The organism is Bacillus sp. AFS018417, assembly GCF_002560985.1.
Taxonomy (GTDB): domain Bacteria; phylum Bacillota; class Bacilli; order Bacillales; family Bacillaceae_G; genus Bacillus_A; species Bacillus_A rhizoplanae.
The window spans coordinates 19,231-42,759 of record NZ_NTTM01000061.1; the positions used below are offsets into that span (position 1 = coordinate 19,231).

The following is a 23,529-nucleotide window of genomic DNA, read 5'->3' on the forward strand; positions in this document are numbered from 1 at the left end:
CTCCCCACTGCTGTAAGTTTCACTTTATATAGAAAATAGCATCCATATCTATTTTAGAACTAAATACACAGAAGTACAAACATTTTGTTCATAAAATGGACAAAAATTTATTCCGAAGAGATAATTGGTAAATAAATCGAAATTTTCGTTCCTCTGCCTTCTTCACTTTCAATATGCCACGTTCCGCCGTGAATGTGCACAATTTGTTTTACAATCGCAAGTCCTAGTCCCGTTCCACCATTATGGCGGCTTCTTGCTTTATCGACTCGGTAAAAACGTTCACCCAGTTTTTCAAGATGTTCCGGACCAATGCCAATCCCGGTATCTATGATTTGCAATTTACATTGCCCTGCCTGTTGTTCTACTTGCACATAAATAGCACCTTTTTCACCTGTATAGCGAATAGCATTATCTAATACATTATGAAGCACTTGTTGCATCCTATCTTCATCAATATTGACAATAATATCTGGATCAAGAGTTGTATGCAGTACAATTTGTTTTTCAATCACTTGTAATTCATACGTCTCTAGTACATCTTCAATTAACTGCGCAAATACAATAGGCTGCTTTTTAAGAGGAAAACGCTCTCCTTCAAGCTGTGCTAAATCCAGCAAGTCATGAACAAGCCGTTGCATACGCCCTGCTTCTTTATGAACAAGCTGGGTGAATTTTAATTGCTGCTCTCCTTTTGCTACTCCATCAATAATCGCTTCACTATATCCTTTAATATAACTAAGCGGAGTTCGAAGCTCATGTGACACATTTGCTAAAAATTCTTTTCGCTGCACATCCTCTTCTTCTAATGAACTTGCCATCTTATTGAACGCTTTGCCAAGTTTTCCAATTTCATCTTCTGATGAAATCGTAATCCGCTGCGAAAAATCTCCTTTTGCCATATGATGTGCGACCCGTTCCATTTGTGAAAGCGGCTTTGTAATTGTAATGACAATCTTTCGTCCAATCCATATAGTTAGCACAATCATTACAAGGGCAAGAGGAGCTAAAATGAGTCCCATTTCATAAATTAAATCTTTAATGCTCTTTAAAGGAAGATAAGAATATACAATGCCAACTAGCTTTTTATTGTCTAACACAGGAATAACGACACCCATAATGTTACGATGAAAGTGTTCTTCATACCCAATCTTCGTAATCGTATTTCCTTCTAGTAATGTTTGTCGGTCATTCTCACTAATAATTGAATTGTAATGAACATCAAATGGAAGACATGCACTTAAATCACGCGGATTGCTAACAAACAGTACATCTGCGCTCGCAATTTTATCGAATGATTTTACCTTTTCTTCAAATACATCTACGGGCTCATCTGCTCTATATTGCGCCACAAGACGATTTCCCTCTGCTTTTAATGTCTCTTCAATATTTTGAACATATAATTTCTCATACGAATACAGCGAGACAAAATATAAAAACGAAACTGTTACACACACAGCACATGCAACTGTAAGCCATAACTTTTGTACCATCGTAAGCATCTTACACCTCAAATTTATAGCCTACGCCCCAAACAGTTTGAATACAATTCCCCTGTTCTTTAAGCTTTAAGCGCATTGTTTTCACATGTGTATCAACTGTTCGAGTGCTGCCAGCGTAATCATAGCCCCAAACTTTTTCAAGCAATTGCTCTCGGCTAAATACTTGGCCATTATGTTGACAAAGAAAATAAAGTAAATCAAATTCTTTAACAGTTAATGAAATACTCTCATTTTCTATTTCAACGCGGCGACTTTTTTCATTAACTACAATCGGTCCAAATTCCATCTCTTCTTGCTCTTCATATTTCGTATATCTCCTTAATACCGCTTCCATACGTGCAATTAACTCTCCTGGGCTAAATGGTTTCACAATATAATCATCTGCCCCCGTCCGCAGTCCATTTACACGATTCCACTCTTCCCCTTTTGCTGTCAAAAAGATAATTGGAATATCTGATGTTTTTCGGATTTCTTTACATACCGCAATCCCATCCATTTCTGGCATCATGATATCTAAAATAACAAAATCAAAGTCTTCTGTTTCCAGTATGTGCAGTGCCTGTTTTCCATTCTGGGCTTCTTTCCACTCATAACCAAAGTTGTCTAAATACATACCAACAAGCTGCCTCATATCACTTTCATCATCAACAAGTAATACTTTATACTTACTCATTTCTTCTCCCCTACTCTTTGCACAAATTGAAATGGCCCTTTACCAACCGAAATCGTCTGTTTTATTTTCATTTCGTTTAAATCTACAACGTACACTTCATCACTATCATAGCTCGCAACATACCCTTCATTGCCAATTTGCCAAAATGCAAATGGATTCGACCCTACTTCAAGAGAATCTACTTCTTTATACGTTTTTCCATCGAACTTTCTCAGCGTGCTAGATCCGTGGCTAAGTACATAAATAAATTGTTGATCTGCAGACAAGTTAATTGGCATAAATGGTGCATCTAACGATTGAAGCATTTCGCCATCTTCGAGAGAATACTCAAGTACTTTTTCATTTACTTGTTTACCGTCACCGTGTCCACCAATAAAGATGTCCTTTCCATCTTTGCTAAGAACCGCACCAGTTGAAGCCGGCGGAATCATAAAAGAGTTCACAACCTTTTTTTGTTTCACATCAATGCTAGACAATTTCGTATCATAAAAATTGAGAACATATAACATCTTATTATGTTGCACCATGGTAAGCGGGCCTTTCCCCACCGAAATACTCTCTTTTTCTTTTCCATCGGTTGTGAAAATATGAATTTTTTGCTGATTTTGATCCGCTAGGAACAATTCTTTTCCATTTTCAGATAATAAGATGTTTGCTATTCCTTTTCCTGTATTCCATTTCTCAAGCTGCTTTCCATCTTTTAAAGAATACACATATATATAATCTAGTTGCTTACCATACACAAGCAAACGATTCCCGTCTGGTAACAACGTTGTTCCCATAATAGGTTCATTTAAATGCCACGTTGTAATTGTTTTTTTCGTATCAATATCAATAAAGCTAATACTTCCTTCTTTTATATTTGTCGTAATGAGAAGATCCCTTTTTGGATCAATAGACTGATAAGCCCCTCCCTTACACCCTGTAAGTAATAGTACGATACAAAGTGAAATAAACCACTTTTTCAAAAGATTACCTCCATTATGGACAGTTTCGATATACTTGTAAAATAGCAAATAATTGTGAGGAAAGTGTGAAATCTTTTTTCTTTATCATAATCACTATATAATGGTAAAACAAATATAAAAATAGTGGGTGTTAAAAGTATGCTATTTCCCGATCTAGCAAATAAAATTGTCCGTGAAGTACGAAGACTCATTACCGAAAATATTATCATTATTGACATAAACGGAACAATTATCGCAAGTACAGACCAGGAAAGGCTTGGGAGCTTTCATGAAGGAGCTCTTCGCTGTGCGGAGCAAAAAAGGACGGTAATTATTACAAATGAAGATGAACAGAGCCTATGCGGCGTAAAAGCAGGCATCAACCTCCCTCTCCTCTTTCACGATGAAGTGATTGGTGTAATTGGAATTACAGGAGATCCTGAAAATATTTCACAGTACGGAGAAATATTACGGAAAATGACTGAGCTATTAATTCACGAAAACTATTTTGTAGAACAATTAGAGCTTGAACAGCGCTCATACGAAGCATTCGTATTTGATTGGCTCCAAGGTACTGATTGGTCCTCTAGCTTCTTAGACCGCGCCAAAACCCTTGGAATTGATTTACAAAAAAAGCAACAACTCATTTTACTTTCATATAATCAAGATGATTCGATGCTCCAGCGGAAAATTTGGCAACATATACGCAACCTTTTACCAAAACAAGACTTGTTTGTACGCTGGGGCAACGACCGCTTTATTTTATTTCAGTCGTTTAAAACAAAAAAAGAAACATTTCAATTTTTAAAGCGATTAAAATATGAATGTGAAACATTATTTCTTATTATATTAAGCATCGGTATTGGACAAGCAGTTGCGCCAAATGAGATGCACCACTCTTATGAACAAGCACTCCGAGCACTTAATGTTTCTCAAAAAACGACAGAAATTGTTTTTAATGAAGATTTGCGCTTAGAAATGTGTCTTCAGGATATTACTCCCCGTACGCGTGAAGCATTTTTACAACGCACCATTCATAAACTTCATACAGAAACTGAATTGATTGAAACATTGCGTTTATTTATCGAAAACAATCAATCGTATAAACAAACAGCGGAAATACTTCATATTCATATCAATACATTGCATTACCGCTTAAAAAAAATTGAAGAACACACCGAATTAGATCCAAAGCAAATAAAGGATTTAGTCATTTTATATTTCGCCCTACTCTTATTAGATAATCATCCAAAAAAAGAAGGGAAAATAGGATAATATTTGTTTATTCACACATAGCGGGAGCCCCCGCTTTTTTTTATCATAAAAATAGAAAAACACTGTGACAAAGTTTGTATTCGAAAAAACTTTGCATAACAGTTTGAGGGGGATTTTCAGTATGTTAAAACAACAAATTGTTGATGCACTCGTATCCATTGTTGGTAAAGAGAATGTAGATACGTCTAACATGGGACGTTTAACGTATAGTTACGATGCGACTCCAAACTTTCAGGCAATGCCAGATGCCGTTGTCGCACCTCGTAATACGCAAGAAGTAGCAGAAGTTTTAAAAATATGTAACGAACATAAGATTCCTGTATACGTACGCGGCTCTGGAACGAATCTTTGCGCAGGAACTTGTCCGCTAGAAGGTGGAATCGTCCTTATTTTCCGCCATATGAATCGTATTTTAGAAATTGATGAAGAAAATTTAACAATTACAGTGCAAGCTGGTGTCATTACATTAGATATTATTAAAGCTGCTGAGGAAAAAGGATTATTTTATCCACCAGATCCAAGCTCGATGAAAATTTCAACAATCGGGGGAAACATTAATGAAAATTCTGGTGGTTTACGCGGTTTAAAATACGGGGTAACGCGTGATTATGTCATGGGACTTGAAACAGTTCTACCAAATGGTGATATTATTCGCACAGGTGGAAAATTAGCAAAAGATGTAGCTGGCTATGATTTAACACGTTTATTTATTGGATCTGAAGGAACACTTGGCGTCGTAACAGAAGCAATTTTAAAACTTGTCCCAATGCCAGAAACGAAAAAAACAATGCTAGCTTTATATCAAGATATTAATGAAGCTGCACGTGCTGTTTCTGCGATTATTGCAAACAAAATTATTCCCGCAACATTAGAATTTTTAGATCAACCGACCATTGAAGTCGTAGAAGAATTTGCTCAAATCGGCTTACCAACAGATGTAAAAGCCGTTCTGCTCATTGAACAAGATGGTTCTCCGGAAGTAGTAAACCGTGATATTGAAAAGATGGCAAACATTTGCCGTTCTCTTCATGCTGTTGATGTTCGCGTTGCAAAAGATGAAACAGAAGCAGATGCGCTTCGTACAGCACGCCGCAGTGCGCTATCTGCATTAGCACGATTAAAACCAACAACAATTTTAGAAGATGCAACAGTACCTCGTTCGCAAATTGCACCGATGGTCGAAGCAATTAATGAAATTGCAAAAAAATATAACATTCCCATTTGTACATTTGGTCATGCTGGTGACGGTAACCTCCACCCTACTTGTATGACAGATGCTCGTAATGAAGAAGAAATGCACCGTGCGGAACAAGCCTTTGCAGAGATCTTCGCAAAAGCGATTGAACTTGGCGGCACCATTACAGGTGAACATGGCGTTGGTGCGATGAAGGCTCCTTACTTGGAGCTAAAGCTTGGTAAAGAAGGCATTGCTGCGATGAAAGCTATTAAGCAAGCATTTGATCCAAACAATATTATGAATCCTGGTAAAATGTTTGCAAAAGACTCTCGTAAAAGAGTGGTGGCTCAGCAATGACTACATTAAATACAAGGCAAATTCAAAAAGAATTTAAAGAACGTTTAAATGAAGATGAACTGCTGAACTGTATGCGCTGCGGCTTTTGTTTACCAACATGTCCAACCTACATTCAATCTGGGTTTCAAGAATCCCATTCTCCGCGCGGACGTATTGCGTTAATGAAAGCAGTCGTTGATGGCTTAATTGAACCAGATGAAGACATAGAAAACACGCTAAATGTTTGTCTTGGCTGCCGCGCTTGTGAACCCGTTTGTCCATCGGGCGTTAATTATGGACATTTATTAGAAGAAGCACGTGATATTATAAATCAAAACAAAACATTCTCTATCCCAGTCAAAGCTGTTCGTAAAATTGTCTTTGAAGGGTTATTCCCTCATCAAAATCGTATGCGGACATTAACAGGACTGATTGGGTTTTATCAGCGTTCCGGCTTACAAACATTCACACATAAAACAGGGATTATGAAGTTATTCCCTCAAACATTAGCAACAATGGATCTCGTTCTTCCAAAAGTACCAAAAATGAAAGAAATGAAAAATCGGCCTGAATTTTTACCAGCAAAAGCAGTAACGAAAAAACGTGTTGCTTTCTTTACTGGCTGTTTAATGGATACAATGTTCTTAGAAACAAATAATGCGACAATGAAACTATTGCAAATTGCAGGTTGTGATGTCGTCATTCCAAAAGATCAAAATTGCTGCGGGGCCCTGCACGGCCATGCTGGTGAAAAGAGCGGTGCAAAAGAGCTTGCGAAGAAAAACATTCAAGCATTTGAAGACTTAAAAATTGATTATATTATTACAAACGCTGGTGGCTGCGGAGCCTATTTAGTTGATTACGACTATTTATTAAAAGATGATCCAGAATGGGCAGACCGTGCAAAACAATTTGTTGCGAACATTAAAGATATTTCTTCTATATTAGTAGAATTAGATTTTCATAAACGCACCGACTTACGTCTGCCACCGCAAGTCATTACGTATCAAGATTCTTGTCATTTACGAAACGTGATGCGTACATCTTCTGAACCTCGCAAGCTATTACAAGCGATTCAAGGCGTAACTTATAAAGAAATGAAAGATGCCGATCGTTGCTGTGGTTCAGCTGGTATTTATAATATTGTACATTCTGAACTATCAATGGAGTTTTTAGACTACAAAATGGAACGAGTTCATGAAACCGAAGCAACAACAATTGTAACAGCAAATCCTGGCTGTTTATTACAAATGAAACTTGGTATTGAACGTGAGGGTCTTTCTCATAAAATGCAAGGAGTTCATATTGTAGACTTATTACTTGAAGCAGTAACACAAAAAGAACGATAATTTTAAATGAAAGACGGACGTACCTTTCTCTATTAAAGATACGCCCGTCTTTTTTATCGTCTACAACATTAAAAGTATGTTACTGTATCGTAAAAAAGAACGACAAAAAGATTACAATTACGTAAAAAAGCATCCATAATATTCCTCGTTACTCCTCTATAAATGCTGATGTTATCCCTTTTCTCTTCCTCTTCACCGGAAGTTATATCCAATTTATCTTTTATTTCTCCTCAGAAAAAATACTGTCTATTCCTTATACCATCTAGTATTTCGGCATTTGTTCTTTCTCTAAAATCTAGGATAAAAAAGGAAATCTCATAACCTATGAATTTTTTTCCAACCTTTTTTCGACAAAATCTGTGCTACGATGAATTTGTCAGTCAAACAGGCCGACAAAAATAAAATCTGTGTGATAACAGTTTCATAAACTTTTACATAGGGGGACAATTATAATGAAAAAACGTGTTTTACTATCTGTAGCAGCAGCAACTGCTCTTACATTTGGATTAGGAACAAATGGTGCGAAAGCAGAAACAGTGCAACCATCACCAATTAAAGTTCAAAATATTTCGCAATCTCCATTTTTCATGCAACATATGAATCAACAAGACTTCCAATCTTTCTTAACATCTCTTTTAAACTCATATGCAAAATGGAATCCAGGTGCTTTTCAACCAGGTAACTGTGTAATTCCTGGACAACCAACTAACGTAACTATTACAACTCCTTGGGGAGATGTTGTAATTACAAACCCAATTAATAACAACGAAACAAATACACCTGCTGATAAACCAGCTGATAACAACCAAGCTAATAAGCCTGCTGATAAACCAGCTGAGAAACCAGCTGAGAAACCTGTTGAGAAGCCTGTTGAGAAGCCTGCTGAGAAGCCTGCTGAGAAGCCTGCTGATAACAACCAAGCAACTAAACCTGCTGATAAACCAGCTGATAACAACCAAGCTAATAAGCCTGCTGATAAACCAGCTGAAGACTCAAAAGGTTCATTAAGCGCATTTGAACAAAAAGTTGTTGATTTAACAAATGCTGAACGTGCAAAACAAGGTTTACCAGCATTAAAAGTAGACACTGAGTTAAGCAAAGTGGCACGTATTAAATCAGAAGATATGCAAAAAAATCATTACTTCGACCACACTAGCCCAACATACGGTTCTCCGTTTGATATGATGAAACAGTTTGGTATTTCATACAGATCTGCTGGTGAAAATATTGCACAGGGACAACAAACTCCAGAAGAAGTTGTACAAGCTTGGATGAATAGTGCAGGTCACCGTGCAAATATTTTAAATAGCGGATACACACATATCGGTGTTGGCTATGTGGAAAACGGCAACTACTGGACACAGGAATTTATTTCAAAGTAAGCATAAAATGAAACAAATAATCAGTGGGGGTTCTCCCCACTGATTATTTGTTCAACCAATTAGCAGTTTATCTCCTATCTAACTTCTTTGCTTTCTGCTGAATTTGGAGTTTTAGGATTACTGCCTGCAAATAGCGGAATAAATAGAGCCTTCTAAAAAGGCTCTATTTATTTTGTATACATATAAGAATGTAATATATGAGAAAAGTCATGAGGAAGAGGTATATCTACGTCAATTTGACGTTTTGTAATCGGATGTAACATTGAAATGTGAGCAGCATGCAATGCTTGCCGAGAAAGTAGCTTTGTCTTACCTGCATACAATACATCGCCGACCAGTGGATGACCGAGATAACTCATATGAACACGTATTTGATGTGTTCTTCCCGTTTCTAATTGAACTTTAACGAGTGTTACATTGCTCTCTTTTGAATATTGCACGACCTCATAATGCGTTACAGCACGGTCACCTTTTGGAGAAACACGGCGCCTCGATGCATGGTGACGATCTCGTCCAATTGGAGCATCGATTGTGCCCCGCTTCTTTTGTACTTTCCCTTCAACAAGTGCCATATATGTTCTCTTAATTTTGCGTTCCATCAATAATCGATCCATAATCACACCAGCTAATGCATGCTTTGCAAAAACGACTCCGCCTGTTGTATCCTTATCTAGCCGGTGAATGTGACGTACCTTTGTTTCAATTCCTTGCATTTGCAAATGAAATGCTACATAGTTTGCTAATGTCCCTGTCCCACCTTTACTTGCAGGATGCGTATCTACTTGGAAGGGCTTATTAACAATCAATACATGATCATCTTCATATATGACTTCTATATCATAAAACTCTGGTTCTACGCCATACTCTTCTTGCATGAACATATGAACTTGCAATTTATCTCCTTCTTGCAGTTGTTCACTCCAGCGTTTTCCTTCTCCATTAACAAGAATGCTTTTTTCCATACGATAGTGATGTAATAATTTTTTCGGAACTTGCCATTCTTCTTTCAAAATAGAATCAATCGTTCGTCCCTCCCATACAGAAGGAACCGTAATCTCACACCATTCTCCCATTTTCTTTACTTTCATATAATCACCTTATTTCTATTAATCCTCTTATTGTAACGGAAAATCCCTACTAACGCATAGTTAAAAAGACAGTTCAACAATTATTGAACTGTCCGTAAAAGCACGATTGCTTCAACTACCATCAGAACTCTACTGATGCTAATTGAACTTTATGCACGAAGTTTTTTTATCTCCTGCAACATTTCTTCGGCTTTTCTTTCATATGATAAGTCCTTAAAAAATTCAGCTAGTTTCTTGTAATCATTATAAGCATCTAATAATTGATCTATCGTCTCATGATTACATTTTTTCCGCGGTGTTTTCATTTTAACAGGATAACGATACTCACCTATATCATGAATTTTATAATACTCCTCCTCTACTTGAATAACTTTCACAAGCTCATCTTCTTCCGCATCTAGCGTGTACCCATCAAACTCTCGCAGTAGTTCATAAATAATATGTGTCCATTCATCCTTTGGATAAAAACCTTTTTCTAACCGATAGCCGACAATGCGATACATATGCCCATCATTTTCTGCAAATTGTACAGTATCATTCAATTTAAATTTAAAATAACGAAACATTGTCCTCACCCACTCTTATATGTAATTTCCTTATCTCATACTATTCGCTAAAAGGGTGGGAGGCTATTCATACAAATAGCTCTCACCATATAAGATGAGAGCTATTTTTCAATGCATTTCTTTCTGTTTCTTCTTCCTAAATGGGAGCCACCAGTTCCACTCACCAAACATTTTCATTAAACTCGGTACAAGGATTAATCGAATAATTGTTGCATCAAGAAATATCGCTAGCGCAACGCCAAGTCCCATTTGTTTCACTGGCAAAATATCAGTAAAAGCAAATGCACCTGTAACAACAATCATAATTAGTGCGGCTGATGTAATAATTCGGCTCGTTGACACTAATCCCTCTAATGTTGCATAATCATTATCTCTTGTCTCCTCGTATAATTCATGAATACGTGAAATAAGAAATACTTCATAGTCCATACTTAATCCAAATACTAACCCGAAAATAAAGATCGGTAATACAAATAATACTGAGCTCTGTTCTAATCCAAAATGGCCTCCTTCAAAGAGCCAAATGACAATTCCAATTGTCGCACTTAAACTAAGCACATTCATCACAATTGCTTTAATCGGTATAAGCAACGAACGAAATGCTAGCAATAAAATCAGAAATGTTGAAGCGAAAATAACAGACATACCAACAACAACTTTATTTTTAATCTCATCTTCTAGTTCTTGTTGAAATGTTGTCATTCCACCTAAATAATACGTTATACCTTCCGTTTTATAGTTTTCTTTAAAATCTCGCACCCATTGCTTTGCCTCTTCTGTTCTTGGCTTTGTATCTAAAACAATTTCAATTGTTGTCTTATTATCTTTCACATACGCCTCTAATACTGGCTCTACTTGCGCACGACTTGGCGATTGCAGCATTGCTGACAGTTGTTCTGCAGACATATTTCCAAGCTGCTCATATAGACTCTTTACTTCATATACATTTTTATCATTCTTTAACTTCTGCACAACCTTTTGCAACGTTTGTAAATTTTCTTTTTCTGTTACATTTCCTTTTGTCTCAACAACAAGTGTTACATCTGCATGAGTTTTTACCATTTTATTAAACGCGTCTTCATAACGTTCATAGGCAATGCGCGCTTCACTTTTCTCAGGTAATGATTCTACACCAGGGAACTGTAAATCTGCACTGCGCAGCGGTAATAAACAAATAATAATAAATGTAAATACAACAACTGTCATCACAATCGGATACTTCATTACAAACTGTGCAAATTTACGCCACATTGGTGCTGTGCGATGAACATTTTGGTTCTTTCCTATTAAACGTTTCCCCATTAATGCTAACAACGCTGGGAGCATCGTTAAAGAAAATAAAATACTCATTACTACAACAATCATCCCACTAATTGCGACAGATTGAATATAATCAATTTTGAAAAAGAATAAACCAGATAAACCAACAAATACACATAAACCTGAGAAAATAATTGCACGACCAGCCGTTTGATATGTAACTATAATTGCTTCTTTAACAGAACGATGTGCAAGCTCTTCTCGAAAACGATTCACAAATAAAAGAGCAAAATCAATGGATAAAGCAAGCCCAATCATCGGTGCCACGTTTAGTACAAAAATAGAAAGTTCCTTTTGTTCTCCGATAAAATATAAAATCCCCATCGTACTAATAACACTTAGCGCTCCGTTTAAAATAGGCAAAATAGATGCAAACAAGCTACCAAAAGAAAGCAATAATACAAGAAAAGCAATCGGCAAACCAATCATCTCTGCTACTTTCAAATCATTTTGTGTTCTTGTATTTATTTCATCATTAATGACTGGATATCCAGTTGGAGACACTTTTACTTCCCCGTTACTTTCTTTTTGAATCTCCTTTGCAAAGGCTAATGTTTTTTCTTTCCGCTCTTTACTTGTTTTCCCGGAAAATAAAATGGTTGCATAAGCAATATCATCCTGTAACATTGCTTTGTTTTCTATAGGATGATGAAAAGAATCGTATGTTTCTTCTTTTTGAATTTTTTTTACAATCTCATCAATTCTCTCTGTAAATCTTTGCTGAGACACACCTTGTTCTTTTTGAAAGACAAGCAGAAGCGTATCTTGTGACTGTTTAAAGTCTTTCTCTAATATCCCTTTTGTCGTTTGATAATCGCCTTCCGTTTGAAATCCATCCCCGCCTAATACCCCTGGAAGCTTCGGTGCAAATATGCCAAGTGTCACAGCTAGCAATACTAATAGAGCAATCGTTGTATAGCGAAATCGATATAAGAACGCTCCAACCTTTCCCCATGCATCTACTTTATGTACAGTTGTTTTCACCAAATATCACCTATCCCTCTTCTCCATTCTATGTCTTAGTGTATCATATCCATTCTCCAGCTCGTAAAGTGAAACTTCCATCAGTAGGGGCTTTTTTCATCCCCCATCTAGCTTCTTCGATTCTCTCTCAATCTTGAGGTGGGGGTCTTACTGCCCGCGAATAGCGGGATAAAAAAAGCTACCCTTTTAACCAAAAGGATAGCCTTATTTTAACGTTCCTGATTCGTTTGAAAACGAGCTGAAAATAAGCGATGTAAGTAAATCGTGATAATAAGTAATATACCACCCATACAATAACCAGCTAAAACATCAGTCGGATAATGTACAGATAAAATGATGCGACTTAGTCCAATTAAGACAATGACTACAATTGCCAATATCGTTACAAAGCATTTCACTACTGTACTTTTTACGTTTGCTGCGATGATATAAGCAAGAAATCCATACGTAACAATCACTAACATCGCATGCCCGCTTGGAAAGCTATATCCAAGTGCATCTAGCGCCTCATTTATATTCGGACGATCTCTTTTTACAATGGATTTGATAAGCTTATTAATAAGATTCGTACTAATAATAGAAAGAGGATATATTACCATCGCTACGTAATAACGCTTCTTCCAAAAAAAGAAAAGACTTACTACTAGCACACTTACAATTCCAATTTCAGAACCGAGTTTTGTAAAATAACGAAAAAATGAAAGCGATGCTTCTGTTTGAAATCCCTTTACCATCGTTCTCACATATTCATCAACTATCGTTACTCCGCCTGAACGTACTTTCCATGCAATGATACTAAATAATCCAAGCAAAAGTATGATGCACATCATCTCATACATATGTAATTTCTTTTTCAACCTTCAGTTCCCCCTGCTATAAAAAAACGCGATTTCCGCTAAGAAATCGCGTTTTTTTATTACTTCCCTTTTCCTGTCTTTAGTTCTGTCCAGTAACGATCATAATCTTTTAATTTCCCATCCACATCGACAAGCCATTCTGTACGACTTAACTCTTCTGGTGTTAAGAAAATCATACGATTCTCTTGATATTCTTTACTATGAAGAGAACGAGCTTTTTCATTTGGATTACTATATCCAATGGATTCATAGTTTTTCACACTGACTTTTGGATCCATTAAGTAGTTAATAAACTTCTCTGCAAGCTCTTTATGTTTTGCACCCTTTGGAATCGCTAATGTATCTGCCCAAATTGTTCCGCCTTCTTTTGGAACTACGTAACCAACATCTTTATTCTCTTTTGCAATAAACGCTGCATCTCCAGACCATACTGTACCAATCCATGCTTCTTCTGTAATGAAATTTTGCTTAATATTATCTGTATCAAACGCTAATACATTTGGTAATAATTTTTGAATATCCGTGAAAGCTGTTTTTAATTCAGCATCATTTTGCGTACTATTTGAAAATCCATTTTTCTTAAGTCCCATACCAAGCACTTCACGAGAATCATTTAATAACTCTACGTGACCTTTATATTTTTCATCCCAAAGATCACTCCAACTTGTTGGCGTTTCTTTCACATATTTTTTATTATAAGCAATCCCTGTTACGCCCCATGTATAAACAATAGAATACTTATTTTCCGGATCAAATGGAGGCGTTTTAAAGTTCGAAACAAGATTTTCTACATTCGGAATGTTCTTTTTATCTAACGGCTCTAACAAATTCATGTTTACCATTGTTTTTACCATATAATCAGACGGTTGAATTAAATCATACTGCGCACCGCCTGCTTGTAATTTCGCAAGCATTTCTTCATTACTTGCATACTTATCATAGTTCACTTTAACGTTATACTTTTTTTCAAAGTCTTTAATAACTTGCTCATCAAAGTTATCAGCCCAGCTGTAAATATTTAATTCCTCTTTCTTTTCACCGCATCCTGCTAACACTCCAGCGGTAATTCCGAAAGTAAGTACTGTACTGGCAGCTACTTTCATCCATTTCATTTGCATTCCCTCCTGAATTTGAGCTTAATAGATGCAACCTGTATTCGTTCATCTATTATAATGGCAAATGGCCTCCTGAATTTTCTTCTCCATCCGCACCTTTTTTACGGAACATTTCAGAAGCAATCATTAATCCAACAATCACAACAATCAAAATTGTAGAAAGCGCATTGATTTCTGGCGTTACACCATGTTTTACCATACTGTAAATATACAGCGGTAATGTTGTTGATCCTGGTCCTGATACGAAGAAGCTAATAACGAAATCATCAATAGATAATGTAAATGTTAATAATGCCGCTGAAATAATACCTGGTGTGAGTCCTGGTAGCGTCACATAACGAAACGTTTGCCACGGAGTCGCACCTAAATCATTCGCCGCTTCTTCTAAATCACGTCCCATACCTGAAAGTCGTGCCGATAAAATAATAACAACAAATGAAACACTAAATGTAATATGAGCAATAATAATTGTCATTTTCCCAAGTTCAATCCCAAGCTGACTAAACAAAATTAGAAGTGATAATCCCATTAAAATATCTGGAATTAAAATTGGTAAATATACAAGTCCGTTAATTGCACCTTCAAAACGATATTTATAACGATGCAGAGCAACTGCAAACAAAACACCAAGCAGCGTGGAAACAATTGTCGTAACAACAGCAATTGTTAAACTGTTTACAAACGCATCCAGTACATCCTGTTTTTGAAATAAATCTGTATACCAATGAAGTGTAAAGCCTTGCCACTCCGCATTAATACGCGAGTCATTAAACGAATACACCATGAGTACCATCATTGGTAAATAAAGAAACAATAAAATCAACCAAGAATAGGTGACTAAAAACTTTTTCATATTCGTTTATTCCCCTCCGTTTCCATAGTTATATACTTTCGTAGCACGATAATATAAATAAATTAACAGAACGGAGAATAACACAACAATGATAGATAATGCTGATCCAAACGGCCAATCACGTGCACCTAAAAACTGATTTTGAATAACATTTCCGATTAATGCAACTTTCGAACCACCCATGATATCTGATACAACAAACATACCAATAGATGACACAAATACTAAAATCGAACCCGTCGCTATCCCTGACATCGTCATTGGAATTGTTACATGCCAAAACGCTTTAAGCGGTGTGGCTCCTAGATCGTATGCAGCTTCTAATTTTCTCTTATCAAGCTGTGCAATTGCTGCATATACAGGTAAAATCATAAACGGTAATAGTGAATATACCATTCCTAAAATAACAGATGGCGTATTATATAATAAATTTAAAGGTTCACTAATAACACCTAACTTCATCAATACTGTATTAACAAGTCCTTGTGAACGTAAAATAATAATCCAAGCATACGAACGTATTAAAAAGTTAATCCAAAACGGAATTGTTGCAAGAAGTAGTAAAATAGATTGCCATTTACGATCCACAATTGTTATCGTATAAGCAAATGGATATCCAATCAATAAACAAAGTACTGTTGTAATAACCGCAATTTTCACTGTTTCCCATAACGTCTCCATATAGAGCGGATCAAACACACGTCTCATATTCTCTAACGTAAAGCTCATCTCAACTGTCCCATACGCCCCGCGCTGCATAAATGCAAAAGCTAATACAAACAAGAGAGGGACTAAGAAGAAGGCACACAACCAAATAGCTGTAGGTAATGCAAGTAATTTTCCTTTTTTCAATTTAAGGTCACCTCATCCGCTTGCTCCCAGCCTACATATACATTATCACCAATGTCCCACTGCATTACTTCTTCTGCACTTTGATATGCCATCCATAGTTCTGCCGTCTTCTCATCGCGAATATATAATTTCTCCATATTTCCAACAAATTCAATATCTTCAATATGACCAAGGTGGTATCCAGGGACAGCTTGCTCTTCCACTGAACGTACTTTTACATTTTCTGGACGTACTGCCACATAAGTTTCCCCTGTTTGAATAATATTGTTTTCCCCAATAAATTTTGCAACGAACAGCGTTTTTGGTTTATGATAAATTTCTTTTGGTGTTCCGATTTGTTCAATGTGACCTTTGTTCATAACCACGATGCGATCGCTCATGCTCATCGCTTCTTCTTGATCATGCGTCACATAAATGAACGTAATACCAAGATTACGTTGTAAGTTTTTCAATTCACGTTGCAAATCTTTTCTAAGCTTAAAGTCTAGCGCTCCTAGTGGCTCATCTAATAACAACACACGAGGATTATTTACAATTGCACGCGCAATCGCCACACGCTGCTGTTGCCCACCAGAAAGTTTAGCCGGCTTACGATTACGGAATTCTGTTAACTGTGTTAAACGCATCGCTTCCTCAGCACGCTCTTTTTGTTCTGCTTCAGCAACCTTTTGCATCTTCAGTCCAAAACGAATATTTTTCTCAACGGTCATATGCGGGAATAGCGCATAATGCTGGAATACTAAATTCATATGACGTTTATAAGGAGGCAAGTCATTAATCTTTTCTTCATCAAGTGCAATCGTACCTTTTGTTGGTGTCTCAAAGCCAGCAATCATACGAAGTAACGTTGTTTTCCCACAACCACTCGGACCAAGAATTGTTACAAACTCTCCTTCTTTAATATCTAAAGAAAGCGGTGGAATAATAACTTGGTCCCCAAAATATTTTTCTACTGCTTCGACCTTAATAATATTTTTCATTTCCTCATCCTATCTATCTCATATTTTTTATATCAATCTAAACAAAAAATCATGTTTTATACCACGCTAACAGACAGTAAAAATTTGAATAGTTACAGAAGTTTCACTCTATGTAGTATGTTTTATTCCGCTATTCATGTGCCATAAGCCTCCACCTCAAAATTCCGAGGAATCAAAAAATAGATGTGGAGAACCCCTATCAATAAAAATTTCACTTTATATGATACACACCCTGAATAGAAAAACCCCTTCAATTATGAAGGGGTTTTATCATACAGCTACGCTAACCGATAAATACCATCACTATTTTAACAATTTTCGGATGAATTTTAAAGCATTTTTTGTAGAAGAATAGCGGATTTTCATGTCAAACACTGTCGATTGAGATAAAATACTTTTATAATGCGAAAAGGTTTGAAAGCTGGACTCTCCATGATAACTACCCAATCCGCTTGGACCAACACCACCAAATGGTAAATATGGAGTCGCTAAATGATACACAGCGTCATTAATACAACCACCTCCATAAGAAATGGATTGCGTCACTTGCTTTTGTATATCTCGTTCCTCAGCAAAAACATATAATGCTAATGGCTTCGGATGACGTTGAACAGTTGCAATAACATCTTCTATATGTTCATATTCTAACAGTGGTAAGATTGGCCCAAAAATCTCATCTTCCATTACTGCATGATTCCACGTCACACCTGTAAGCACTGTAGGTTCAATAAGTAGTTTATCATTATCATAATTACCGCCTATCACAGCCTTCCCATCTTCCAAAAATGAACACAATCTTTCAAAATGACGCTGACTCACAATACGAACATATTTTTCATTTTGCAAAGGCTGCTCTCCGTATTGTTCACGCACAGCCTTTCTCATTTCTTCTATAAACTGTTCTTTAATAGAGGAATGAACATATACATAATCCGGCGCAACACACGTTTGTCCTGCATTTAAAAATTTCCCCCATACAATCCGACGCGCTGCAACATCAAGCTTTGCATCTTTATGGACAATACAAGGGCTTTTGCCACCAAGTTCAAGTGTAAGAGGTGTTAAGTGTTTTGCAGCTGCCTCCATAACAATTTTCCCAACTCCGACACTCCCGGTAAAGAAAATATAATCAAACGGCTCTTTTAATAAAGCTGTACTCGTCTCAACACCACCCTCCACCACAGCGACAAGCTCTGATGGGAATAGTTCCGTTAACATTTTCGCAATAATCTTAGAGACATTCGGCGTTAACTCTGAAGGTTTTAATACAACTGTGTTTCCGGCTGCCAATGCTCCAATTAACGGGGCAAGCGCAAGTTGAAACGGATAATTCCACGGGGCAATCACCAACGTTACACCATAGGGCTCAGGAATAATTTTTCCTTTCGATCCAATATGAGTCATTGCTGTTTTAGCACTCCTCGGTTTACTCCACTTCGAAAGATTCTTTGTCATAAACGAAATTTCTTTTAGCGTATACCCAATCTCTGTTGTATACGATTCATGCTCTGATTTATTTAAATCAAGCTTTAACGCTTGAAAAATTTCAGACTCATAACGCTGAATACTTGTATATAGCGCTTGTAGCTGTTTCTTTCTCTCATTGATTGCTCTTGTTTTCCCGCTATAAAAGTGCGTTTTTTGTCGTTCTATAATTGATGCAATCTCCATAAATATTCACCTCTCTATTTCATCGTATATCATAATACATTCTTGTTTCTTCCTATTTAAAATAAAACTTCTATGAGTGATTTTTGCATTCTCGACTAATGAAAAGCTCGCATCAATCAAGCGCATGCTAGTAGTTATCCCCACCTAGCTTCTTTGCTTCTCTCTGAATCTTGAGATGGAGGTCTTACTGCCCGTTAATGCGGGATAAAACGATATGTAGAATTTAATTATATATTACTTTGCAAATGACTTGAAACATATTTGCCCATGAAAAAAGCTGTTGAAAGGAATCCCTTTCAACAGCTTATCCATTATTTGCGGTATACGCGAATTGCACCTGCAGAATTATCGTCTGCTTCTCCAACTACTTCAAACTTCAGTCCAAGCTGCGGCACTTTACGTCCTGCATCTGGAATTGCGTTGTTCATATACGCTTTAGAGTCATCAAACTTCGTTACACCCGGTAATCCTTTGTAATCAAACGTTCCGCGTGTTGGAGAGACAACTTTCCAAGCCGGTGTTTGATCAAATGAGAACGCAGCATCTACAACTTGGTATCTTGTGCTATTCGCAACACTCGGTTTACCATCTAATGTTCCCCAAATTGCTTCTGGATGAGAGTCAACAACACCAAGGAATCCTTCACCTGGGTGAACACCAACCCAGTTATCTGTAAAGCTAGAGTCTGCATACCATACAACAAGACCTGTATTGTACACTGGACCGCGGCCATACTTTAACGCTTCATCTGCACCTGCATAGTTTCTCCACTCTAAATAGTAGTTATGATTCTTCTTATCAAAACCGTTTGATACAACGAAGCCGTTTAATTTAAATTGTGATGTACCTTCTGCATCATCAGAGAACACAACTTTGCCATCTACAGTTAATGTAGCATTGTCTAACGTAAAGCCGTTTGGAGCTAAACCACCATCTGTAATATATTCGAATACTAATTTGACTTTTTTACCTTTAAATTGGCTTAAGTCATATGACTTATCTACCCATTTACCATCAGTTGTATCCATGCCGCCTTTAACTTTTTCGTCACCGATTGTGTCAACTAACGTTTTCGTTCCATCTTCCGCTACCGCATGTACTTCAAGGAAATCATAATCTGCTTCAACTTCATACAATGATTTGTAATCAAATTTCGCATTTGTTGCATTTGTTAAATCAAATACCGGCGTTTCTAATGTTGTATGAAGATCATCGCCTTTTGTACTATAGTAGTATTTTTGACCAAATGCAGGCTGAATACCTTTTACATCTTTATCAGGTAAATTCACACGAATCAGGCCAGGACGAGCTGATTTCGTTACACTTTGATCTAAGAATGTTGCAAAACCAATCCCTTTATTTAACTTATCATAATCTACTTCAACGATATTTGCCCAGTTACCGCCAATGTTCTTTTGGAAGAACTCTTTGTTTTGCGGAGAGAAGCTTGTTGGTGCTGTGCCCGCAATGTTACCAGCCCAGCTGCCGCCACTCATAATAGACCAAGCTTGAACCGGCTCACCTGCACCAGTATACTGTGTATCATACTCATCAGGAAGACCTAAATCATGACCATATTCATGTGCGAATACACCAACTGCTCCGTCTTCCGGCTCAATTGTGTAATCAAATGCTGCCATCTTACCGCCCCAATATGGAACCTTTGCTTGTGTGCCTTCAACTGGATATGGTTTTGGTCCAATCGTCCAGCGATGAGACCAAATTGCATCGTTACCTAGTTTACCGCCGCCAGCTTCTTGTCCTACACCAGCATGAAGTACCATTAAATGGTCAACAAGTCCATCTGGTTCATTTTTATTACCATCGCCATCTATATCATATTGATCAAACTCATCATAGTCAGCTAAGTTTACACCACTATCCACTGCAGCTTTTAATGCATCTTTTACAAGATCACGTGGACCTAGAGGACCTTTATTATCGTGACCACTTTCAGCATCACCACCATAATCAGCAGCTTTCCCTGGAACTGTTAACCAATTTGTTACTGTTCCGTCTACTGTATAGCTGCCGCCTGATTGCTCTTCATAGTAATTCTTAAATGTTTCAATTTTTGAACCATCGAATAATGTAAACGGCTCATCACCAAATAACATTTTTTCATAGTGTTCTTTATTAAAGTCATCAGAGTACATGTAACCAGGTTCTTGATCAATGTTGTTATGCTTAAAGTCAGCATATTCTACAAGTAATACAAGAACTTTATCTTCGCGAACAGGCCCGTTATACTCTTTTTGTTTTGCTGGAGTAGTTGGTACTTTACCGTTTAGTCCCCCTTTACCAATAGCTTGTCCAGCTACCGGACCGCCGACATGTTGATTTGCCTGTTCTTTTGTGTCAGCCTTTGCATCTTTAACTTTTTTCAGAAAGTCAGAAGCTTCTTTCGTAACACTATCCCCCGCTGCTGGTTCTTTTCCAGGATTTTCACCCTTTTTCTTTTCTACATATTTTTCAACAGCTTTTAACGTGTCTTCTTTCGACGCTGATTCACTAATTACGCCACGCTTCTTTAGTGCATCAGCCAATCTGTCCTCTGGAATTAAATGATCGTCGATTGGACTAGAAGTTGTTACATTAGATGGTGTTGCCGCATAAGCAGATTGGCTTCCAAACCCAAATGTGCAGCTAAGCACAGCTGTCGCCGCAAGCGTAGACAGCACCTTAAAAGGCTTTTTCTTCATCCCTATTTCCTCCCTAAGCTCAAATATGTACTAATATTTTGATAATATTAAAAATTCAATCTTTTTACAATATATTGTCTTAATTTGTAATATTCTTGAAAAAATCCTTTATTTTATATAAACAAACATTCGAATTTGAATATATTTTCAGAAAATATTGATAAATATTGATAAAACTATTAAAATTCTATATAGAATCACAAGATCCAGTTATATTTTTACAAAACTTAAAATTACGCCCAAATTTTACATTTTTCGACACTATTATAATTTTTAAGATTATAATAGTGTTAGTTATAATTTTTATATCTATATCTTCATATAAAGATTAACCGTTAAGGGGAGATCATGCTTGCAAACAAATAAAAAGGAAATACTAGATCAAGAGTGGATCGATTTACTGCTGGAAGCTTTAGATATGAATATTAACACTCAAGAAATTACAAATTTTTTAAAACTGGCGAATCAAAAATCACAGAACTAATCATCATTGTTCTTTTTAAAGAAAAATGTGTTATAATAAATTACATCTTATGTCGACTACATACAGTAAGAAAGGTGCGCTAACATGATTGGAGAACGTATAAAGCGACTGCGACTACAAAGAGGTATTTCCTTAACAGAACTTGCCGAAAAAGCAGGCGTTGCAAAATCATACATTAGCTCTATCGAACGAAACTTACAAAAAAATCCTTCAATTCAATTTCTCGAAAAAATTTCCAACGTTCTGCATGTTTCTGTTGATGTTCTTCTTCATGACGAGCCTACAGAAGAACACGCAATGGACTCAGAATGGATAAATCTTGTTAAAGAAGCCATGCATTCTGGTGTTTCAAAAGAACAATTCCGCGAATTTTTAGAGTTTAATAAGTGGAAACAGCAACAAAAATAATATTATGTAAGAAGAAGTGCTTTCTATGAAGGCACTCTTTTTTTTATTTGTACTACAAAAACTACAAAAGCGGGGAAAGGCCCCCGCTTTTGTTATATCACTTATTTTTCTTCGCCTTCAGTTTGTGAAGCGTTGAATGTCCAGTTTAGTTTCAGTTTATCACCTTGGAATTTATTTTGATCTTGACCATTATCAACAAATTCAAATTCTACCCATAAGTAATCTTCAGATTTTGGAGCAAGTCCGCCTTCCTCAGCCCACTCTGGTGCGAATACGTCTTTACCTACTGCATCGGGGTTTTCTTTCTGTAATTCCGCTAATGTTTTAGAATAGATTGGCTCACTTTGTTTATCCCAGTTCCAGAAGAAGTTTACACGAATATGTTCACCCAGGTCTTCCCCATTGTTATCACCTTTCGCATCTAACACTTCGTATTTAGTTGCTAATTGCACATCTTTAATTGTTAAGGAACCTTTATTTTTCAATACAAATTCTCGCTTCATTGTATCGCCTGGTTTTAAATCCTTTACATCAACCAATACTTTTGGATTAACATTAAGATCTAATGTACCATTCGCAAATGTATTGTTTGTTTCTGCTTTATCACTAAAGAATGCAAACGTTCCTCCACCAATTAAAGATAACCCTAATGCTGCTGATGCTACTCCCATGCCTAACTTTTTCTTAATACCCATTCTAAGTTCCCCCAATTTTCTTTTTATTGTTAGCTCTTATGAAGATAAGAGATATAACTAGTTGAATAATTGCTTCGTCTCGACATGATTTTTGTAAATATACTTCCTCTTTCTCTCTATGTATGTTCCTTAATAAACCTACTTATGGTTCATTATAAAGAACGATAAGTACATAAATAAAATCGCAAAAACTTCTAAATTTTCTGTTTTTATATTATTTTTTTCTATATTTCTTTCCTTTTCAGCATTTTTCTTACAAATTCTCTTTTTTTCATACATATATGATATTTCCTACAAGAAAGGGTAAGGCACCTCT

20 protein-coding genes are annotated in these 23,529 nt (G+C 36.6%); 6 read left to right on the plus strand and 14 right to left on the minus strand.

Annotated features, from left to right (window positions below):
• Positions 1-107: 107 nt before the first annotated feature.
• Genes CN326_RS20970 through CN326_RS20980 form a run of 3 tightly spaced genes read right to left on the minus strand, consistent with a single transcriptional unit; the run spans position 108 to position 3,140 of the window.
• Positions 108-1,499 carry a sensor histidine kinase gene (locus tag CN326_RS20970; protein ID WP_098310916.1) on the minus strand — a complete coding sequence of 464 codons (1,392 nt, stop codon included), beginning with the start codon at positions 1,497-1,499 and terminating at the stop codon, positions 108-110.
• Position 1,500: 1 nt separating this feature from the next.
• On the minus strand, positions 1,501-2,172 hold the full coding sequence (locus CN326_RS20975) for a response regulator transcription factor (RefSeq protein ID WP_098310917.1): 672 nt from the start codon (positions 2,170-2,172) through the stop codon (positions 1,501-1,503).
• The gene (locus CN326_RS20980; RefSeq protein WP_098310918.1) at positions 2,169-3,140 is read right to left on the minus strand and encodes a YncE family protein; all 972 of its coding nucleotides are present in this window, start codon (positions 3,138-3,140) and stop codon (positions 2,169-2,171) included. Before CN326_RS20980 ends, CN326_RS20975 begins: the two co-directional genes overlap by 4 nt.
• 138 nt (positions 3,141-3,278) lie before the next feature.
• On the opposite strand from CN326_RS20980, the gene CN326_RS20985 reads away from it, so the two are divergent.
• The 4 genes from CN326_RS20985 (at position 3,279) to CN326_RS21000 (ending at position 8,638) form a co-directional block, all read left to right on the plus strand.
• Positions 3,279-4,394: a CdaR family transcriptional regulator gene (locus CN326_RS20985; protein WP_098310919.1), complete on the plus strand. Its 1,116-nt coding sequence runs from the start codon at positions 3,279-3,281 to the stop codon at positions 4,392-4,394.
• A gap of 121 nt (positions 4,395-4,515) precedes the next feature.
• Complete coding sequence (gene glcD / locus CN326_RS20990) at positions 4,516-5,928, plus strand: glycolate oxidase subunit GlcD (protein WP_098310920.1); 1,413 nt, start codon at positions 4,516-4,518, stop codon at positions 5,926-5,928.
• Positions 5,925-7,256, plus strand: coding sequence for a (Fe-S)-binding protein (locus CN326_RS20995; protein WP_098310921.1), 1,332 nt, complete (start codon positions 5,925-5,927; stop codon positions 7,254-7,256). The genes glcD and CN326_RS20995 overlap by 4 nt, the downstream gene beginning before the upstream one ends.
• Before the next feature lie 452 nt (positions 7,257-7,708).
• Entirely contained in the window at positions 7,709-8,638 is a 930-nt protein-coding gene (locus CN326_RS21000) for a CAP domain-containing protein (protein ID WP_098310922.1), read from the plus strand.
• 167 nt (positions 8,639-8,805) lie between these two features.
• On the opposite strand, the gene CN326_RS21005 is transcribed toward CN326_RS21000, so the two are convergent.
• The 10 genes from CN326_RS21005 to CN326_RS21050 form a co-directional block, all read right to left on the minus strand.
• Positions 8,806-9,726: an RluA family pseudouridine synthase gene (locus CN326_RS21005; protein WP_098310923.1), complete on the minus strand. Its 921-nt coding sequence runs from the start codon at positions 9,724-9,726 to the stop codon at positions 8,806-8,808.
• Between the two features lie 149 nt (positions 9,727-9,875).
• On the minus strand, positions 9,876-10,292 hold the full coding sequence (locus CN326_RS21010) for a histidinol dehydrogenase (protein WP_098310924.1): 417 nt from the start codon (positions 10,290-10,292) through the stop codon (positions 9,876-9,878).
• A gap of 108 nt (positions 10,293-10,400) precedes the next feature.
• Entirely contained in the window at positions 10,401-12,596 is a 2,196-nt protein-coding gene (locus tag CN326_RS21015; RefSeq protein ID WP_098310925.1) for an MMPL family transporter, read from the minus strand.
• 209 nt (positions 12,597-12,805) lie between these two features.
• Positions 12,806-13,453, minus strand: a complete 648-nt coding sequence (locus CN326_RS21020; RefSeq protein ID WP_098310926.1) for a phosphatase PAP2 family protein — start codon at positions 13,451-13,453, stop codon at positions 12,806-12,808.
• 59 nt (positions 13,454-13,512) lie between these two features.
• The gene (locus CN326_RS21025; protein ID WP_098310927.1) at positions 13,513-14,565 is read right to left on the minus strand and encodes a polyamine ABC transporter substrate-binding protein; all 1,053 of its coding nucleotides are present in this window, start codon (positions 14,563-14,565) and stop codon (positions 13,513-13,515) included.
• Between the two features lie 55 nt (positions 14,566-14,620).
• Entirely contained in the window at positions 14,621-15,421 is an 801-nt protein-coding gene (locus CN326_RS21030) for an ABC transporter permease (protein ID WP_098310928.1), read from the minus strand.
• A 6-nt stretch (positions 15,422-15,427) separates the two neighbouring features.
• The gene (locus CN326_RS21035) at positions 15,428-16,273 is read right to left on the minus strand and encodes an ABC transporter permease (RefSeq protein WP_098310929.1); all 846 of its coding nucleotides are present in this window, start codon (positions 16,271-16,273) and stop codon (positions 15,428-15,430) included.
• Positions 16,270-17,253 (minus strand): ABC transporter ATP-binding protein, encoded by a 984-nt coding sequence (locus CN326_RS21040; protein ID WP_098310930.1) that lies wholly within the window; start codon positions 17,251-17,253, stop codon positions 16,270-16,272. Before CN326_RS21040 ends, CN326_RS21035 begins: the two co-directional genes overlap by 4 nt.
• A 303-nt stretch (positions 17,254-17,556) precedes the next feature.
• Positions 17,557-18,924, minus strand: a complete 1,368-nt coding sequence (locus CN326_RS21045; protein WP_098310931.1) for an aldehyde dehydrogenase — start codon at positions 18,922-18,924, stop codon at positions 17,557-17,559.
• Between the two features lie 311 nt (positions 18,925-19,235).
• On the minus strand, positions 19,236-21,626 hold the full coding sequence (locus tag CN326_RS21050) for an immune inhibitor A domain-containing protein (protein WP_098310932.1): 2,391 nt from the start codon (positions 21,624-21,626) through the stop codon (positions 19,236-19,238).
• Positions 21,627-21,978: 352 nt separating this feature from the next.
• Here CN326_RS21050 and CN326_RS21055 point away from each other — a divergent pair, with 352 nt between their 5' ends.
• The gene (locus tag CN326_RS21055; protein ID WP_098310933.1) at positions 21,979-22,110 is read left to right on the plus strand and encodes an anti-repressor SinI family protein; all 132 of its coding nucleotides are present in this window, start codon (positions 21,979-21,981) and stop codon (positions 22,108-22,110) included.
• A gap of 84 nt (positions 22,111-22,194) precedes the next feature.
• The gene (locus CN326_RS21060; RefSeq protein WP_098310934.1) at positions 22,195-22,518 is read left to right on the plus strand and encodes a helix-turn-helix domain-containing protein; all 324 of its coding nucleotides are present in this window, start codon (positions 22,195-22,197) and stop codon (positions 22,516-22,518) included.
• 101 nt (positions 22,519-22,619) lie between these two features.
• Here CN326_RS21060 and CN326_RS21065 read toward each other — a convergent pair whose 3' ends face one another.
• Complete coding sequence (locus CN326_RS21065) at positions 22,620-23,213, minus strand: CalY family protein (protein WP_098310935.1); 594 nt, start codon at positions 23,211-23,213, stop codon at positions 22,620-22,622.
• Positions 23,214-23,529 lie beyond the last annotated feature (316 nt).

Bases quoted from the DNA above. Each gene is read 5' to 3' on its own strand.
- CN326_RS20970 (WP_098310916.1), bottom strand. From the start codon at position 1,499: ATGCTTACGATGGTACAAAAGTTATGGCTTACAGTTGCATGTGCTGTG.
- CN326_RS20975 (WP_098310917.1), bottom strand. From the start codon at position 2,172: ATGAGTAAGTATAAAGTATTACTTGTTGATGATGAAAGTGATATGAGG.
- CN326_RS20985 (WP_098310919.1), top strand. From the start codon at position 3,279: ATGCTATTTCCCGATCTAGCAAATAAAATTGTCCGTGAAGTACGAAGA.
- glcD (WP_098310920.1), top strand. From the start codon at position 4,516: ATGTTAAAACAACAAATTGTTGATGCACTCGTATCCATTGTTGGTAAA.
- CN326_RS20995 (WP_098310921.1), top strand. From the start codon at position 5,925: ATGACTACATTAAATACAAGGCAAATTCAAAAAGAATTTAAAGAACGT.
- CN326_RS21000 (WP_098310922.1), top strand. From the start codon at position 7,709: ATGAAAAAACGTGTTTTACTATCTGTAGCAGCAGCAACTGCTCTTACA.
- CN326_RS21005 (WP_098310923.1), bottom strand. From the start codon at position 9,726: ATGAAAGTAAAGAAAATGGGAGAATGGTGTGAGATTACGGTTCCTTCT.
- CN326_RS21010 (WP_098310924.1), bottom strand. From the start codon at position 10,292: ATGTTTCGTTATTTTAAATTTAAATTGAATGATACTGTACAATTTGCA.
- CN326_RS21025 (WP_098310927.1), bottom strand. From the start codon at position 14,565: ATGAAATGGATGAAAGTAGCTGCCAGTACAGTACTTACTTTCGGAATT.
- CN326_RS21030 (WP_098310928.1), bottom strand. From the start codon at position 15,421: ATGAAAAAGTTTTTAGTCACCTATTCTTGGTTGATTTTATTGTTTCTT.
- CN326_RS21040 (WP_098310930.1), bottom strand. From the start codon at position 17,253: ATGAAAAATATTATTAAGGTCGAAGCAGTAGAAAAATATTTTGGGGAC.
- CN326_RS21045 (WP_098310931.1), bottom strand. From the start codon at position 18,924: ATGGAGATTGCATCAATTATAGAACGACAAAAAACGCACTTTTATAGC.
- CN326_RS21050 (WP_098310932.1), bottom strand. From the start codon at position 21,626: ATGAAGAAAAAGCCTTTTAAGGTGCTGTCTACGCTTGCGGCGACAGCT.
- CN326_RS21060 (WP_098310934.1), top strand. From the start codon at position 22,195: ATGATTGGAGAACGTATAAAGCGACTGCGACTACAAAGAGGTATTTCC.
- CN326_RS21065 (WP_098310935.1), bottom strand. From the start codon at position 23,213: ATGGGTATTAAGAAAAAGTTAGGCATGGGAGTAGCATCAGCAGCATTA.